A 13,233-nucleotide genomic window follows, 5' to 3' on the forward strand; every position below is an offset into this window, starting at 1 on the left:
TGCAAGCTGGAAAACAAAGGTGGCCGAATCGCGGATAAGGTCAACAAAATCGAATGGTTTCAGATTACATATAGGACAGGTAAGGATGGAAACCATGGGCTTTCTGGAACGCACAAAAATCTGGGCAAAACGGCTGAAGCGCGAGGTGATGGCGCTGTGGCTTGCCGCGCGGGATACGCGCGTTCCGCTGATGGCAAAGCTTGTCGCCGGGAGCGTCGCTGCCTATGCACTGTCGCCTGTCGACCTCATCCCGGATTTCATTCCCATCCTCGGTTATCTCGACGATCTGCTTGTCGTTCCCCTCGGCATCATGCTGGCCGTCCGACTCGTTCCGCCGCCGCTGATGGCCGAGTTTCGCGAACAAGCCGCGCTTCGAGAAACGCGGCCGACAAGCCGCACCGGCTTCGTCGCCGTCCTTGCCATCTGGCTTTTGTGCCTCATCTTTCTTGTTTGGGGTTTCCGCAATTTTGTGTGAGGACCCGCAACCCGCGCAAGGAAAGCTGCAATGAAAAAGACGATCGCCTCCACCGCCATGACTGCATTGCTGCTTGGACTGACCTTGCCCGCCCTGCCCGCCTCTGCCGCCAGTTTCGACTGCAATGGCAAGACCCTGGCTGCGGACGAAAAGGTCATTTGTGAAAACCGCGATCTCAACGATGCCGACGTGAAGATGGTCACGACTTTCGAGATCCTCACCGGCCTGCTGGCCATGGGCACACGCGGCGAGATGCAGGACGATCAGGCCACATGGCTGAAACGCCGCCAGGCCTGCGGTGGCGATGTTGAGTGCGTCCGCACGGCGTATGTGGAGCGTCTGAAACAGTTGAGCGAAACGTTCGAGAAAATCGACCGGCCGCTGTGATAGTGTGGCAGCCTCAGGAATGATAAGTTGGCGCATCTGAACTTAGGAGGCCACAATGGCAGCCCTGACAAAACTGACAATCGAGATCAGCGAGGACACCAAGACCGGCCTTGATCGTCTGGCAGGGACTTCCGATGCAAGCTCCAGCCGCCTGGCGGGTGATGCCATCGCTGCTTATGTCGAGCATGAATTGGAAATGATACATGAGATCGAAGCAGGATTATCCGACCTGAAAGCAGGAAGGGTCGTGCCTCATGACGCGGCGATGGCAGAGATCACCGACCTGATCAGTGCAGCGCAGGCGAAACGCGCATGAACGCCAGCCTCCAATGGTCGCGAAACGCCTTGGAGGACTTCAAGAAACAAATCGCCTACATTGCCGAACGCAATCCACAAGCGGTCGCAAAGGTCGCAGAACGGATCGATGACTGCGCCAGAAACCTTTCGCTGCGATCGACGGGACGCCCCGGTCGGGTGGACGGCACGCTGGAAAAACCTGTTCCCGGCCTTCCCTATATTATGGCCTATTCGGTCTCCACAAACGCAACCCATACGGTTACTACCATCCTGCGCCTAATCCACACCGCACGTGACTGGCGCCGAGCAAAATGGCCGCCCTCTGCGTGACCGCCGCCTTATGCAGGATGACAAAACAAAGCCCCGCCAGTGACACCGGACGGGGCTTTGATATCTCAGTGCCGTATCGGCAAAATCTTATTCCGGCAGAATCCGCACAGCACCCTTGTCTGCCGATGAGGCAAAGGCCGCATAGGCCTTCAGCGCCGTCGTGACATTGCGCTTGCGCGGTGCCGCCGGCTTCCAGCCGAGCGTGTCCTGCTCATGGCGGCGGGCCGCCAGATCGGCATCCGAAACCTTCAGGTTGATCGTGCGGTTCGGAATGTCGATCTCGATCATGTCACCCGGCTGCACGAGGCCGATGGCGCCGCCCTGTGCCGCTTCCGGCGAGGCGTGACCGATCGACAGGCCGGACGTGCCGCCGGAGAAACGGCCATCGGTGATGAGAGCGCAGGCTTTTCCAAGGCCCTTCGACTTCAGGTAGCTGGTCGGATAGAGCATTTCCTGCATGCCCGGACCGCCCTTCGGACCTTCGTAACGGATGACGACGACATCGCCGGCCTTCACTTCGTTGCCCAAAATGCCCTTCACGGCGGCATCCTGGCTTTCGAAAACGACGGCCGGGCCAGTGAATTTCAGGATGGATTCATCGACGCCCGCTGTTTTAACGATGCAGCCGTCGAGCGCGATGTTTCCGTAAAGAACCGCCAGCCCGCCGTCCTTGGAGAATGGATGTTCGACCGAGCGGATAACGCCCTTTTCACCGTCGTCATCCAGATCATCCCATCGCGAGGACTGCGAGAAGGCGACCTGCGTCGGCACGCCACCTGGAGCCGCCTTGAAGAAGGTGCGCACGGTCTCGGAATTGGTGCGGGTGATATCCCAGCGGTCGATGGCATCACCGAGCGTCGCCTCATGAACCGTGTAGCAGTCGCGGTTGATCAGGCCGCCGCGATCCAGTTCGCCGAGAATACGCATGATGCCGCCGGCGCGGTGGACGTCTTCCATATGGACGTCCTGCTTCGCCGGCGCCACCTTGGAGAGGCACGGAACCTTGCGTGACAGCTTGTCGATCTCTTCCATGCCGAAATCGATACCGCCCTCATAGGCGGCCGCGAGGATATGCAAAACCGTATTGGTCGAGCCACCCATGGCGATGTCCAGCGACATGGCATTCTCGAATGCCTGCCTGGTGGCAATGTTGCGCGGCAGGACCGTTTCGTCTTCCTGTTCGTAATAACGACGGGCGAGATCGACAATCAGGTGACCGGCTTCGACGAACAGGCGCTTGCGGTCCGAGTGGGTGGCGAGCGTGGATCCGTTTCCGGGTAATGACAGGCCGAGCGCTTCGGTCAGACAGTTCATGGAGTTGGCGGTAAACATGCCGGAGCAGGAACCGCAGGTCGGGCAGGCCGACCGTTCGATGGTGGCGACATCCTCGTCGGAAATCTTGTCGTCAGCGGCAGCAACCATGGCATCGACGAGATCGAGCGCGACCGTCTTGCCGTGCAGCACGACCTTGCCGGCTTCCATCGGGCCACCCGACACGAAGACGGCCGGAATGTTCAGGCGCATGGCGGCATTCAGCATGCCGGGGGTGATCTTGTCGCAGTTGGAAATGCAGACCATGGCATCGGCGCAGTGGGCATTGACCATGTATTCGACCGAGTCGGCGATGATTTCGCGCGACGGCAGCGAATAGAGCATGCCGTCATGGCCCATGGCGATACCGTCATCGACGGCGATCGTGTTGAACTCCTTGGCAACACCGCCGGCCGCCTCGATTTCGCGGGCAACCAACTGGCCAAGATCCTTCAGGTGCACATGGCCCGGCACGAACTGCGTGAACGAGTTGACGACGGCAATGATCGGCTTGCCGAAATCCGAATCCTTCATGCCGGTCGCGCGCCAAAGGCCGCGCGCACCCGCCATATTGCGGCCGTGGGTGGTGGTTCTGGAACGATAGGCTGGCATGGGTATATCCTCACTCGACTAGGCCCGCAGTCTATCCGCTCCTCTGCGGAGACGCAAAAAGCCTATTTTTGGCAGATGTCCTACTCCAAGCGCGCGAGAGTGTCACTGCCAGATGGCGACAAAACAGTACGGTACGGTACGGTTCGTGAAACGAGGCGTCATATCTTAAAATTGCCTGCGCCCGAATATGCTTGGGGATCATTCGTGAAGGGATCAGGGAGAAAGCCATGGCATCTCTTGATGCAATCATCGTTCACGCCGCCTGGGATGCAGAGGCGTCGGCATGGGTCGCGACAAGTGAGGATGTTGTAGGGCTTGCCGTGGAAGCTCCGCCGCTGGAAGCGCTGGAGCCAAAAGTGAAGGCGGCGCTTTCGGATCTGATAGAGTTGAATGGCCCAAGCTCTACGCTGCGGGAAATTCCTGTTCGTATCCTTGCAGAACAGACGTCAGTCATTGCCAATCCCCACGCGACGTAGACCATGGTCGGACACCTCAGGCAATTGAAGGAATTGCTTGAAAGGGCGGGATGCCGCTATCACCGGCCGGACAAAGGCGACCATGAAATCTGTTACAGCCCTATCACCAGACGATATTTCACCGTCGATCACGGTATGACTTCGCGGCACACGGCAAATGCCACCCTCAAACAAGCCGGATTACCGAAAGCCTTCTGATCAGCGCTCCCGGCGCAAATCGTCAGGATGGACACCAAAATGCTGCAGGATCATATCGACATTGCGCCGATGCGATTTGAAATAGACATCGAACAGGTCACCGAAAACCGGCACGCTGCCAACCAGAGAATCCACCGCTAGATTGCCGACCATCTGCGCCAGCTTGTCGGCAGGCACGCCCATGCGGCGGGCTTCGTTGACGATGTAAAGCCCGATCAGTGCGCCGCCGGCATCGCCGATCACCGGAACGAGCCCCAGCACCGAATCCGCACCAAAGCGGATGCCGGTACCCGGGATGCGGATGGCCGTATCCATCAGGCGGGCAATACCCGAAAGCCGGCGCAGGCGACGAAGCCGCTCGGCGGTGTCCGCGAAATCATCCCCGGCATTATGGCCGGCGGCATTCCCAGTCGCATTCCAGGTATGTGCGGGCATGTTCGCCTCCGATCTGATGCCTTGACCATAATGAATGGGGATTGCCGTGGTTCCCTGCAAGGTACGGTTCGTCATGGCGTGACGGATCGGCCTTTCACGCAAACGTGGTTCATTGCCAAACGGCAGGTGCTGTGAAACCAAAGCGGTCGGCGCTACGTATATGCATGAAAAGCAGTCTCCAGCCGGAGGTTTATCATGGCCGCCTATCGCCCACCGCATATCCCCGCATCCGACATTACCCCACGCGGCATCTACATGTCGCGACGCGCATTCATGGGCACCGCTGCTGCCGGCCTCGCGATGGCCGGCGCGGGCAGTGCCCTCGCTGCGCCGCTGCAGGCCAAGCCCGGCCCCTACAAGCTGGACGAAAAACTGACGCCGAAGGAAGCGGTGACGTCTTACAACAATTTTTACGAGTTCGGGACAGACAAGAGCGATCCATCCAACAATGCCGGCGATTTCAAGCCGACGCCGTGGACAGTGAAGGTCGATGGTCTTGTCGGCAAGCCGAAGGAATTCGGTCTCGAAGAACTGATGAAAATGCCGATCGAGGATCGCACCTATCGCATGCGCTGCGTCGAGGGATGGTCCATGGTCATTCCGTGGATCGGTTTTCCGCTGGCAGCCCTGCTCGATCAGGTCGAACCGCAAGGCAGCGCCAAATATGTGTCGTTTGAAACCGTCGTCCGGCCATCTGAAATGCCGGGTCAGAAAGGCCTGTTTCAGCCCCTGCCCTGGCCCTATGTCGAAGGCCTGCGTCTCGACGAGGCTCGCCACCCGCTGACCATCCTTGCCGTAGGGCTTTATGGCGAAACCCTGCCGAACCAGAACGGTGCGCCGATACGCCTCGTTGTACCGTGGAAATACGGTTTCAAGAGCATCAAATCGATCGTGAAAATTTCGCTCACCGAAAAACAGCCGGAAACGACCTGGAAGAATAGCAATGCCCGCGAATACGGGTTCTATTCCAACGTCAATCCGGCGGTCGATCACCCGCGCTGGAGCCAGGCAACCGAGCAGCGCATCGGCGAAGGCGGTTTCTTCAACACCGCCCGCCGGCCAACCCTGCCGTTCAACGGTTACGGTGACGAGGTGGCAAGCCTCTATGCAGGCATGGATCTGAAGGCGAATTACTGATGCCTTTTATCCCCGCCTTGCCCCGCAGGCTGCATGGCCCCAGCATATGGGCGCTTTATGTCCTCGGCCTCTGTCCCGCCGTCTGGTCTTTCTATCAGGGCGCCACGGGCGGGCTCGGCATCAACCCGGTCAAGGAGTTCGAGCACCTTCTGGGCCTGTGGGCGCTGCGGTTCATCATTCTGACGCTGGCGATCACGCCGCTACGCGATCTTTTCGGCATCAACTGGATCCGCTACAGGCGGGCTCTGGGCCTGCTCGCCTTCTATTACGTGCTGATGCACTTTGCCGTATGGATGCTGCTGGATCTGCGCCTGGATGTGCACGCCGTGATCGGCGACATCCTGAAACGCCCCTATATCACCATCGGCATGGTCTGCCTCGCCGCGCTGGTGCCGCTGGCTGTGACATCCAACAACTATTCAATCCGCAAACTCGGCAAACTTTGGATCGACATGCACCACCTGATCTACCCGATCGCACTTGGTGGGGCTCTGCATTATTTTCTCGCGGTCAAATCGATCACGGTAGGCCCGTTTCTGCACATTGCCGCGATTGCCGTGCTGCTCGCCTATCGTCCGGTGCGCAAACCTTTCGTGCGCTGGAAACGAACCTCGAGGCCGACGGCAGCCAGCCAGTCGCCTCGCTGAATCAGATAAGGGTCGGACCCTGATGTGTCCGACCCTCTGGCCCTCCCGCCAAAACTGGCTGATTGCCCGAAAATGCGTGCTGAACAACAATCGGTCGAGGCCAAACATAACGAATGCTTGCGTTCCGTCATTGATCGCGATCAAACGTGAAGGCACGCCTGTCGGCAAGCGCGGCCAAGCCGATGCCGATGGCATAGCTGACAATATTCCAGAGCGAAAAGACACGCCCCAAGAGCAGCTTGCCGGCCGTGGTGAGCCGAAATGCATCAAGCTCAGGCGTGTGATACAACCGCGAAAATTCGACAGCCGCGCCGATCGCCACAGCGATCAGGGTCAAAGGCACGATACTGCGCGAACCGGAAACGAAGGCGACCAGCAGAAACACCATGGCGCCCCAAAGGACGGAGCCACCATATTTCACCACAAGGAAGGACAGGCCGAGGTCATACCCAAAACGGCGTAACGCCAATCCGGCGCAGATGACGAGGACGGTTGCCAGCAACCTCTTCCATCTTCGGCTCCACACCATTCTGTCGCGCATCGTCACCCTTTCCGAAAACGAAAAAAGCCGGGCGTTTCCACCCGGCCTTTTCGATAGATCTGTCAAAACCGATTAAGCGGCTTCAGCAGCTTCAGCTTCGGCAGCAACGCGAGCCTTGTCGGCTGCGCCCTTGGCGTCGACGTCGCGTTCAACGAACTCGATGACAGCCATCGGTGCGTTGTCGCCCTGACGGTAGCCAGCCTTCATGATACGCAGGTAACCGCCGTTGCGGGTTGCGTAGCGCGAAGCGATGGCATCGAACAGCTTCTTGACAGCGTCGTTGTCCTGGATCTGCGAAACGGCCTGACGACGAGCGTGCAGGTCACCGCGCTTGCCGAGCGTGACGAGCTTTTCGACGATCGGGCGAATTTCCTTCGCCTTCGGCAGAGTGGTTACGATCTGCTCATGGGTGATGAGCGAGGCCGCCATGTTGGCAAACATTGCCTTACGGTGGCTGGCGGTACGGTTAAGCTTGCGACCGGCTTTTGCGTGACGCATGATATGTCTCCTTCACTTGCAGGCATTCGCCTGCAGTCTGATTTTGGCGCATGTTCATCCCGCATCGGGGGACAAAGATACATGCGCGTGGTTTCAGTTGCCAAGGCCAGCTTGACGCGCCCCGAAGGGCGCGTGAGGCCTTAGTATTGGTCTTCGTAACGCTTTGCGAGGTCTTCGATGTTTTCCGGCGGCCAGGCGGGAACTTCCATACCAAGATGGAGGCCCATGGACGCGAGAACTTCCTTGATCTCGTTGAGCGACTTGCGACCAAAGTTCGGAGTGCGGAGCATTTCTGCTTCGGTCTTCTGGATCAGGTCGCCGATATAAACGATGTTGTCGTTCTTCAGGCAGTTCGCCGAACGGACGGAAAGTTCCAGTTCGTCGACCTTCTTGAGGAGCGCCGGGTTGAATGCCAGCTCGGTGACGGCTTCCTCTTCGGCTTCCTTCTGCGGCTCGTCGAAGTTGACGAAGACCGACAGCTGGTCCTGAAGGATGCGGGCAGCGAATGCAACGGCATCTTCACCGGTGACCGAACCATCGGTTTCGATGGTCATGGTCAGCTTGTCGTAGTCGAGAACCTGACCTTCACGGGTGTTCTCGACCTTGTACGATACTTTCTTGACCGGCGAGTAGAGGCTGTCGACCGGGATGAGGCCGATCGGAGCATCTTCCGCGCGGTTGCGCTCGGCCGGGACGTAACCCTTGCCGTTGTTGACCGTGAACTCCATGCGGATCTCGGCGCCGTCGTCCAGCGTGCAGATCACATGGTCAGGGTTCAGGATCTCGATATCGCCGACCGTCTGGATGTCGCCGGCAGTGACCGCACCCGGACCCTGCTTGCGGACGACCATGCGCTTGGCATCGTCGCCGTCCATCTTGATGGCGATTTCTTTGATGTTGAGCACGATATCCGTCACATCTTCCCGAACGCCGGGGATGGAGGAGAATTCGTGCAGGACGCCGTCGATCTGCACAGCCGTAACAGCAGCACCGCGCAGAGACGACAGGAGTACACGACGAAGGGCGTTGCCGAGCGTCAGACCGAAACCGCGCTCAAGCGGCTCGGCGACGAGCGTCACCTTCGTGCGACCGGACGAGGTGAAATCGACCTTGTTCGGCTTGATCAATTCCTGCCAGTTCTTCTGGATCATAGTTTTCCCTTCCGTACGCTGCCACCATCCAATCGTGGCAACCGATCACGAGAACACCGACGATGCAAGATGCTTGTCGGCGATACAGGCAAAGCCGCCAAACCTCAAACGTGAGGCCGGGCGGCGATGCCAGAGTTCTTTAAACGGAGCCGCGCCACACGCAGCTCCGAAATGCGATCAGACGCGGCGCTTCTTGCGCGGGCGGCAACCATTGTGCGGGATCGGCGTCACGTCGCGAATGGAAGTGATCATGAACCCGGCAGCCTGGAGGGCGCGCAGAGCCGATTCACGGCCGGAACCCGGACCGGTAACTTCGACTTCCAGCGACTTCATGCCGTGTTCCTGAGCCTTCTTGGCACAGTCTTCAGCAGCGATCTGGGCAGCGAACGGGGTCGACTTACGCGAACCCTTGAAGCCCTTTGCACCGGCAGACGACCAGGCAATAGCATTGCCCTGTGCGTCGGTGATGGTGATCATCGTGTTGTTGAAGGTCGAGTTAACGTGGGCAACGCCCGACGTGATGTTTTTACGTTCGCGACGGCGAACGCGTGTGGCTTCCTTGGCCATGATCTTCCTTTCGTCGATCTCTTCACCGCCGTAGTTCCAGCGGCTCCACCGGCCTACATCGCAAGGACGCAGGCCAAACTATAAAGAGGCCGGCGACAGCCAGCCTCCCCTCCCGGATTCCCGGAAATTACTTCTTCTTACCAGCAATCGCCTTTGCCGGACCCTTACGGGTACGAGCATTGGTGTGCGTGCGCTGACCGCGGACCGGAAGGCCACGACGGTGACGCAGACCACGGTAGCAACCGAGATCCATAAGGCGCTTGATGTTCATCGCGGTTTCGCGACGCAGGTCACCTTCGACCTGATAATCGCGGTCGATGGTTTCGCGGATCTGAAGGACTTCAGAATCCGTCAGCTGATGGACGCGCTTGTCAGCGGGAAGACCAGTCTTCTCCATGATCTCCTGCGCGAACTTCGGACCAATCCCGTGAATGTAGGTCAGCGCGATAACAACGCGCTTCGCAGTCGGGATGTTGACGCCAGCGATACGTGCCACGTCTGCTCTCCTTTTCCAGTTGCCATCCGGCAAGTGGTGCTTGTTCATGATAGCGACCTGAATGCGGCCACCAGTTCAAATTCGATCCGGAACACGTCGAAACGATCGGACCCGGCTTCCCTCACGGGAATACCGCGCCGATCGCAGAAATGTCGCGAGTTGGCGCGGTGTTTAGCGGAATCACTGCCCGAAAGCAACCGGCTCCGCCAAGATTCTTTAACAGTCCCCTACGCTCTCAAAGAGCGGAGAGGATCTTTTCGATTTCGGCGGTGACCGTTTTCACGTCGGCCATGCCATCGATCGTCTTCAGCTGACCGGTCGAAGCGTAATGTGCCGAAAGCGGCGCGGTCTTCTCGCGATATTCGACCAGACGCTTCTTGAAAGCTTCAGGCATGTCGTCGGCACGAACCTCACCGCCTGCGGCGATCGTCTCGGCGACGCGGTTTTCGATTCGGCCCATCAGGGCGTCCTCATCAACCTTCAGCTCGATGACGGCGTCCAGCGGACAACCCTTGTCCTTGAGCATCTTTTCGAGCGCCACGGCCTGCGGCACGGTGCGCGGGTAACCGTCGAGGATAAAACCCTTGGCGCAGTCATCCGCATCCACACGCTCGGCGACGATCGCGTTGACGATGTCGTCGGAGACCAGCTGGCCGGCATCCATGACAGCCTTGGCCTTCAGTCCGATTTCAGTGCCTGCGGCCTTGGCAGCGCGCAACATGTCACCGGTGGAGAGCTGCGGAATGCCGTATCTCTCCGTCAGAAGCTTGGCCTGGGTGCCCTTGCCCGCCCCGGGCGGTCCCAAAAAGATCAGTCTCATCGTCCCCTCTTTCCTCCGCGCAGTTTCGACTTCTTGATCAGACCCTCATACTGCTGCGCAATGAGGTGTCCCTGGATCTGTGCGACCGTATCAAGGGTTACACTGACGACAATCAAAAGCGAAGTACCACCAAGGGCTAATGGAATGCCGGTACGGGCAATCAGAAGCTCAGGCAGAGTGCAGACGAAGACGAGATACACAGCGCCGACAACCGTGATGCGGGTCAGTACGTAGTCAATATATTCGGCGGTACGCTCACCCGGACGAATGCCCGGAATGAAGCCGCCATGTTTCTTCAGGTTGTCCGCCGTCTCCTTGGGATTGAAGACGATGGCCGTATAGAAGAATGCGAAGAAGGCGATCAGCAGGCCATACAGAAGCATGAACACCGGCTGGCCATGACCGAGCGCCGAGATAACCATGGTTGCCCATTCAGGCAGCTGGTTGTTGCTGGCAAAACCAGCGGCCGTTGCCGGCAGAAGCAGCAACGAGGAAGCGAAAATCGCCGGAATAACGCCCGAAGTGTTGAGCTTCAGCGGCAGGTGCGAGGTATCGCCCTGGAACATGCGGTTGCCAACCTGGCGCTTCGGATACTGGATCAGAAGGCGGCGCTGCGCGCGCTCGACGAAAACGATCAGAGCGATGACGCCAATGGCAACGAGAACGACCAGGAGAATCAGGCCCGTGTTCAGGGCACCCGTGCGGCCAAGTTCCAGCGTGTTGGCCAGAGCGCTCGGCAGACCTGCGGCAATGCCGGCGAAGATGATCAGCGAGATACCGTTGCCGAGACCGCGCGAGGTAATCTGCTCACCCAGCCACATCAGGAACATGGTGCCGCCAAGCAGCGTCACGACGGTGGCGATGCGGAAGAACCAGCCCGGATCGAGCACAAGCCCCTGCCCGCTTTCGAGGCCGACGGCAATGCCATAGGCCTGCAGCGTGCCGAGAAGAACCGTGCCGTAACGGGTGTACTGGTTGATGATCTTGCGGCCCTGCTCGCCTTCCTTCTTCAAGGCTTCGAGCGAAGGAACGACCGAGGTCATCAACTGCACGATGATCGATGCGGAGATGTAGGGCATGATGCCGAGCGCGAAAATCGCCATGCGCTCGACAGCGCCGCCCGAAAACATGTTGAAGAGGCCGAGAATACCGCCGGCCTGACCCTGGAAGGCCTGGGCGTAGGCTTCGGGGTTGAGGCCCGGAAGCGGGATATGCGTACCCAGACGGTACACAAGAAGAGCGGCCAGCGTAAACCACAGGCGCTTCTTGAGGTCCTCTGCCTTGGCAAAGGTTGAAAAATTCAGATTTGAGGCCAGTTGTTCAGCTGCTGAAGCCATGGAATTCTCCGCCCGACCCTGTCCCCGGCGGCGAAAAAGCCGAACCGGACCGTAGTCTTGATTCTGTTTTCAGAAAGTCGGGGGCGCGAATAGCTGTCAGCCATCGCCTGCCTCACCCGCTTTTCCGTTTGATCCCGGTAAGCTGACCGGCCGGACTGCCCTGGGATCGTGAGGCTCACATATGGACATAAAATCGCCCGGTGTGAAGCTCACTCCGGGCGATTTCAAAGGTTTTACTCTGCGGCAGTTTCGACGACCGGCAGCTTGATCGAGCCACCAGCCTTTTCGATCTTCTCGACAGCAGCCTTGGAGGCGCCGGCGGCTTCGATCGAAACCTTTGCAGTCAGTTCGCCGTCCGACAGGATGCGAACGCCGTCCTTGAGGCGACGGATAACGCCGGCAGCCTTGAGGGCAGCGGCATCGATCGTTGCCTTCGGGTCGAGCTTCTTGGCATCAATCGCGGTCTGAATACGGCCAACCGAAACGGTTGCGAAGTCAGACGAGAAGATGTTGTTGAAGCCGCGCTTCGGCAGGCGACGGTAGATTGGCATCTGACCGCCTTCGAAGCCGTTGATGGCAACGCCGGAACGGGCCTTCTGACCCTTGACGCCACGACCACCGGTCTTGCCCTTGCCCGAACCGATACCGCGACCTACGCGGATACGGTCCTTGGAAGCGCCTTCGTTGTCCTTGATCTCATTCAGTTTCATGATCAAACCCTCACTTCTCGTCGACGACGCGGACGAGATGCTGGACGGCCCGGATCATGCCACGAACGGAAGGAGTGTCTTCCAGCGTGCGAACCCGGTGCATCTTGTTGAGGCCCAGACCAACCAGCGTTGCGCGCTGGACGGCCGGACGGCGAATAGGCGATCCGATCTGTTCGATCGTAACCGTCTTTGCTTCAGTCTTCTTCGTAGCCTTAGCCATGTGTCAGACTCCTCTTATTCTTCCGACGCATTGCCGGAAGCGGCGCGACGAGCCTGCAGAGTGGCATACTTGAGGCCACGCTGAGCTGCCACATCCTTCGGATGCACCTGGTGCTTGAGGGCATCGAACGTCGCACGGATCATGTTGTACGGGTTCGACGAACCGGTCGACTTTGCAACGACGTCGTGCATGCCGAGGGTTTCGAAAACGGCGCGCATCGGGCCGCCGGCGATGATGCCGGTACCAGCCTTGGCGGCGCGCAGGAGAACCTTGCCGGCGCCATGACGACCGTTGACGTCATGATGCAGCGTACGGCCGTCACGCAGCGGTACGAAGATCAGATCGCGCTTTGCGGATTCGGTTGCCTTGCGGATGGCTTCCGGCACTTCACGAGCCTTGCCATGACCGAAGCCAACGCGGCCCTTCTGGTCGCCGACGACGACGAGAGCAGCAAAACCGAAGCGACGGCCGCCCTTGACGACCTTGGCGACGCGGTTGATCGCGACCAGCTTGTCGACGAATTCGCTATCGCGTTCTTCACGGCCCTGACGATCGTCACGGCCCTTTCTTTCCTGTGCCATTGTCCTT

At 59.1% G+C, this 13,233-nt stretch carries 20 protein-coding genes; 8 read left to right on the forward strand and 12 right to left on the reverse strand.

Translation table 11 applies throughout. The annotated features are described in order from the left end of the window. Positions 1–94 precede the first annotated feature (94 nt). The 4 genes from ACRQ1B_RS08590 to ACRQ1B_RS08605 are packed head-to-tail and all read left to right on the forward strand — an operon-like array spanning position 95 to position 1,489. The gene (locus ACRQ1B_RS08590; RefSeq protein ID WP_432293198.1) at positions 95–475 is read left to right on the forward strand and encodes a YkvA family protein; all 381 of its coding nucleotides are present in this window, start codon (positions 95–97) and stop codon (positions 473–475) included. Between the two features lie 30 nt (positions 476–505). Continuing rightward, complete coding sequence (locus ACRQ1B_RS08595) at positions 506–862, forward strand: lysozyme inhibitor LprI family protein (protein ID WP_432293199.1); 357 nt, start codon at positions 506–508, stop codon at positions 860–862. Positions 863–917: 55 nt separating this feature from the next. Continuing rightward, positions 918–1,178: a CopG family ribbon-helix-helix protein gene (locus ACRQ1B_RS08600; RefSeq protein ID WP_432293200.1), complete on the forward strand. Its 261-nt coding sequence runs from the start codon at positions 918–920 to the stop codon at positions 1,176–1,178. Next, complete coding sequence (locus tag ACRQ1B_RS08605) at positions 1,175–1,489, forward strand: type II toxin-antitoxin system RelE/ParE family toxin (protein WP_432293201.1); 315 nt, start codon at positions 1,175–1,177, stop codon at positions 1,487–1,489. Before ACRQ1B_RS08600 ends, ACRQ1B_RS08605 begins: the two co-directional genes overlap by 4 nt. Positions 1,490–1,576: 87 nt before the next feature. On the opposite strand, the gene ilvD is transcribed toward ACRQ1B_RS08605, so the two are convergent. Next, entirely contained in the window at positions 1,577–3,412 is a 1,836-nt protein-coding gene (ilvD, locus tag ACRQ1B_RS08610) for a dihydroxy-acid dehydratase (protein WP_432293202.1), read from the reverse strand. 227 nt (positions 3,413–3,639) lie between these two features. Between ilvD and ACRQ1B_RS08615 the strand changes: the two genes are divergently transcribed. Both ACRQ1B_RS08615 and ACRQ1B_RS08620 read left to right on the forward strand, forming a co-directional pair. Next, positions 3,640–3,888 carry a DUF1902 domain-containing protein gene (locus tag ACRQ1B_RS08615; protein WP_432293203.1) on the forward strand — a complete coding sequence of 83 codons (249 nt, stop codon included), beginning with the start codon at positions 3,640–3,642 and terminating at the stop codon, positions 3,886–3,888. A gap of 3 nt (positions 3,889–3,891) precedes the next feature. After that, positions 3,892–4,086, forward strand: coding sequence for a type II toxin-antitoxin system HicA family toxin (locus ACRQ1B_RS08620; protein ID WP_432293204.1), 195 nt, complete (start codon positions 3,892–3,894; stop codon positions 4,084–4,086). Here the strand turns inward: ACRQ1B_RS08620 and ACRQ1B_RS08625 are convergent, their stop codons facing one another. Further along, a complete protein-coding gene (locus ACRQ1B_RS08625; RefSeq protein WP_432293205.1) occupies positions 4,087–4,521 on the reverse strand; it encodes a DUF4112 domain-containing protein in 435 nt (144 codons plus the stop codon). A gap of 195 nt (positions 4,522–4,716) precedes the next feature. Between ACRQ1B_RS08625 and msrP the strand changes: the two genes are divergently transcribed. Both msrP and msrQ read left to right on the forward strand, forming a co-directional pair. Further along, positions 4,717–5,658 (forward strand): protein-methionine-sulfoxide reductase catalytic subunit MsrP, encoded by a 942-nt coding sequence (gene msrP, locus ACRQ1B_RS08630; protein ID WP_432293206.1) that lies wholly within the window; start codon positions 4,717–4,719, stop codon positions 5,656–5,658. Next, a complete protein-coding gene (gene msrQ / locus ACRQ1B_RS08635) occupies positions 5,658–6,305 on the forward strand; it encodes a protein-methionine-sulfoxide reductase heme-binding subunit MsrQ (RefSeq protein ID WP_432293207.1) in 648 nt (215 codons plus the stop codon). Before msrP ends, msrQ begins: the two co-directional genes overlap by 1 nt. A gap of 127 nt (positions 6,306–6,432) precedes the next feature. Here the strand turns inward: msrQ and ACRQ1B_RS08640 are convergent, their stop codons facing one another. The 10 genes from ACRQ1B_RS08640 to rpsE all read right to left on the reverse strand — a co-directional run bounded on the left by ACRQ1B_RS08640 (position 6,433) and on the right by rpsE (position 13,226). Beyond that, the gene (locus ACRQ1B_RS08640; RefSeq protein WP_432293208.1) at positions 6,433–6,846 is read right to left on the reverse strand and encodes a ribosomal maturation YjgA family protein; all 414 of its coding nucleotides are present in this window, start codon (positions 6,844–6,846) and stop codon (positions 6,433–6,435) included. 72 nt (positions 6,847–6,918) lie between these two features. Continuing rightward, complete coding sequence (gene rplQ, locus ACRQ1B_RS08645; RefSeq protein ID WP_432293209.1) at positions 6,919–7,344, reverse strand: 50S ribosomal protein L17; 426 nt, start codon at positions 7,342–7,344, stop codon at positions 6,919–6,921. Positions 7,345–7,484: 140 nt separating this feature from the next. Beyond that, positions 7,485–8,495 carry a DNA-directed RNA polymerase subunit alpha gene (locus ACRQ1B_RS08650; protein ID WP_306838443.1) on the reverse strand — a complete coding sequence of 337 codons (1,011 nt, stop codon included), beginning with the start codon at positions 8,493–8,495 and terminating at the stop codon, positions 7,485–7,487. A gap of 177 nt (positions 8,496–8,672) precedes the next feature. Next, positions 8,673–9,062 carry a 30S ribosomal protein S11 gene (gene rpsK / locus ACRQ1B_RS08655; protein WP_112731736.1) on the reverse strand — a complete coding sequence of 130 codons (390 nt, stop codon included), beginning with the start codon at positions 9,060–9,062 and terminating at the stop codon, positions 8,673–8,675. A 127-nt stretch (positions 9,063–9,189) separates the two neighbouring features. Then, positions 9,190–9,558, reverse strand: a complete 369-nt coding sequence (gene rpsM / locus ACRQ1B_RS08660) for a 30S ribosomal protein S13 (RefSeq protein ID WP_132273308.1) — start codon at positions 9,556–9,558, stop codon at positions 9,190–9,192. Between the two features lie 235 nt (positions 9,559–9,793). Next, positions 9,794–10,378 carry an adenylate kinase gene (locus ACRQ1B_RS08665; protein ID WP_432293210.1) on the reverse strand — a complete coding sequence of 195 codons (585 nt, stop codon included), beginning with the start codon at positions 10,376–10,378 and terminating at the stop codon, positions 9,794–9,796. Further along, positions 10,375–11,715, reverse strand: a complete 1,341-nt coding sequence (gene secY, locus ACRQ1B_RS08670) for a preprotein translocase subunit SecY (protein ID WP_432293211.1) — start codon at positions 11,713–11,715, stop codon at positions 10,375–10,377. The genes ACRQ1B_RS08665 and secY overlap by 4 nt, the downstream gene beginning before the upstream one ends. A 233-nt stretch (positions 11,716–11,948) precedes the next feature. Then, complete coding sequence (gene rplO / locus ACRQ1B_RS08675; RefSeq protein ID WP_432293212.1) at positions 11,949–12,425, reverse strand: 50S ribosomal protein L15; 477 nt, start codon at positions 12,423–12,425, stop codon at positions 11,949–11,951. A gap of 10 nt (positions 12,426–12,435) precedes the next feature. Then, a complete protein-coding gene (gene rpmD / locus ACRQ1B_RS08680; RefSeq protein ID WP_054158113.1) occupies positions 12,436–12,645 on the reverse strand; it encodes a 50S ribosomal protein L30 in 210 nt (69 codons plus the stop codon). Positions 12,646–12,659: 14 nt separating this feature from the next. Next, positions 12,660–13,226, reverse strand: coding sequence for a 30S ribosomal protein S5 (gene rpsE / locus ACRQ1B_RS08685; protein ID WP_132273304.1), 567 nt, complete (start codon positions 13,224–13,226; stop codon positions 12,660–12,662). Positions 13,227–13,233: the final 7 nt, after the last annotated feature.

This window comes from Endobacterium panacihumi, from assembly GCF_050847465.1.
Lineage (GTDB): Bacteria > Pseudomonadota > Alphaproteobacteria > Rhizobiales > Rhizobiaceae > Neorhizobium > Neorhizobium panacihumi.

Excerpts from the sequence above, each read along its gene's own strand:
- rplO (WP_432293212.1), bottom strand. The coding sequence starts at position 12,425 with ATGAAACTGAATGAGATCAAGGACAACGAAGGCGCTTCCAAGGACCGT.
- rplQ (WP_432293209.1), bottom strand. The coding sequence starts at position 7,344 with ATGCGTCACGCAAAAGCCGGTCGCAAGCTTAACCGTACCGCCAGCCAC.
- secY (WP_432293211.1), bottom strand. The coding sequence starts at position 11,715 with ATGGCTTCAGCAGCTGAACAACTGGCCTCAAATCTGAATTTTTCAACC.
- ACRQ1B_RS08615 (WP_432293203.1), top strand. The coding sequence starts at position 3,640 with ATGGCATCTCTTGATGCAATCATCGTTCACGCCGCCTGGGATGCAGAG.
- ACRQ1B_RS08650 (WP_306838443.1), bottom strand. The coding sequence starts at position 8,495 with ATGATCCAGAAGAACTGGCAGGAATTGATCAAGCCGAACAAGGTCGAT.
- ACRQ1B_RS08600 (WP_432293200.1), top strand. The coding sequence starts at position 918 with ATGGCAGCCCTGACAAAACTGACAATCGAGATCAGCGAGGACACCAAG.
- ilvD (WP_432293202.1), bottom strand. The coding sequence starts at position 3,412 with ATGCCAGCCTATCGTTCCAGAACCACCACCCACGGCCGCAATATGGCG.
- ACRQ1B_RS08640 (WP_432293208.1), bottom strand. The coding sequence starts at position 6,846 with ATGCGCGACAGAATGGTGTGGAGCCGAAGATGGAAGAGGTTGCTGGCA.
- ACRQ1B_RS08605 (WP_432293201.1), top strand. The coding sequence starts at position 1,175 with ATGAACGCCAGCCTCCAATGGTCGCGAAACGCCTTGGAGGACTTCAAG.
- msrP (WP_432293206.1), top strand. The coding sequence starts at position 4,717 with ATGGCCGCCTATCGCCCACCGCATATCCCCGCATCCGACATTACCCCA.
- ACRQ1B_RS08595 (WP_432293199.1), top strand. The coding sequence starts at position 506 with ATGAAAAAGACGATCGCCTCCACCGCCATGACTGCATTGCTGCTTGGA.
- ACRQ1B_RS08590 (WP_432293198.1), top strand. The coding sequence starts at position 95 with ATGGGCTTTCTGGAACGCACAAAAATCTGGGCAAAACGGCTGAAGCGC.
- ACRQ1B_RS08665 (WP_432293210.1), bottom strand. The coding sequence starts at position 10,378 with ATGAGACTGATCTTTTTGGGACCGCCCGGGGCGGGCAAGGGCACCCAG.
- rpsE (WP_132273304.1), bottom strand. The coding sequence starts at position 13,226 with ATGGCACAGGAAAGAAAGGGCCGTGACGATCGTCAGGGCCGTGAAGAA.
- ACRQ1B_RS08620 (WP_432293204.1), top strand. The coding sequence starts at position 3,892 with ATGGTCGGACACCTCAGGCAATTGAAGGAATTGCTTGAAAGGGCGGGA.
- ACRQ1B_RS08625 (WP_432293205.1), bottom strand. The coding sequence starts at position 4,521 with ATGCCCGCACATACCTGGAATGCGACTGGGAATGCCGCCGGCCATAAT.
- rpmD (WP_054158113.1), bottom strand. The coding sequence starts at position 12,645 with ATGGCTAAGGCTACGAAGAAGACTGAAGCAAAGACGGTTACGATCGAA.
- rpsK (WP_112731736.1), bottom strand. The coding sequence starts at position 9,062 with ATGGCCAAGGAAGCCACACGCGTTCGCCGTCGCGAACGTAAAAACATC.
- msrQ (WP_432293207.1), top strand. The coding sequence starts at position 5,658 with ATGCCTTTTATCCCCGCCTTGCCCCGCAGGCTGCATGGCCCCAGCATA.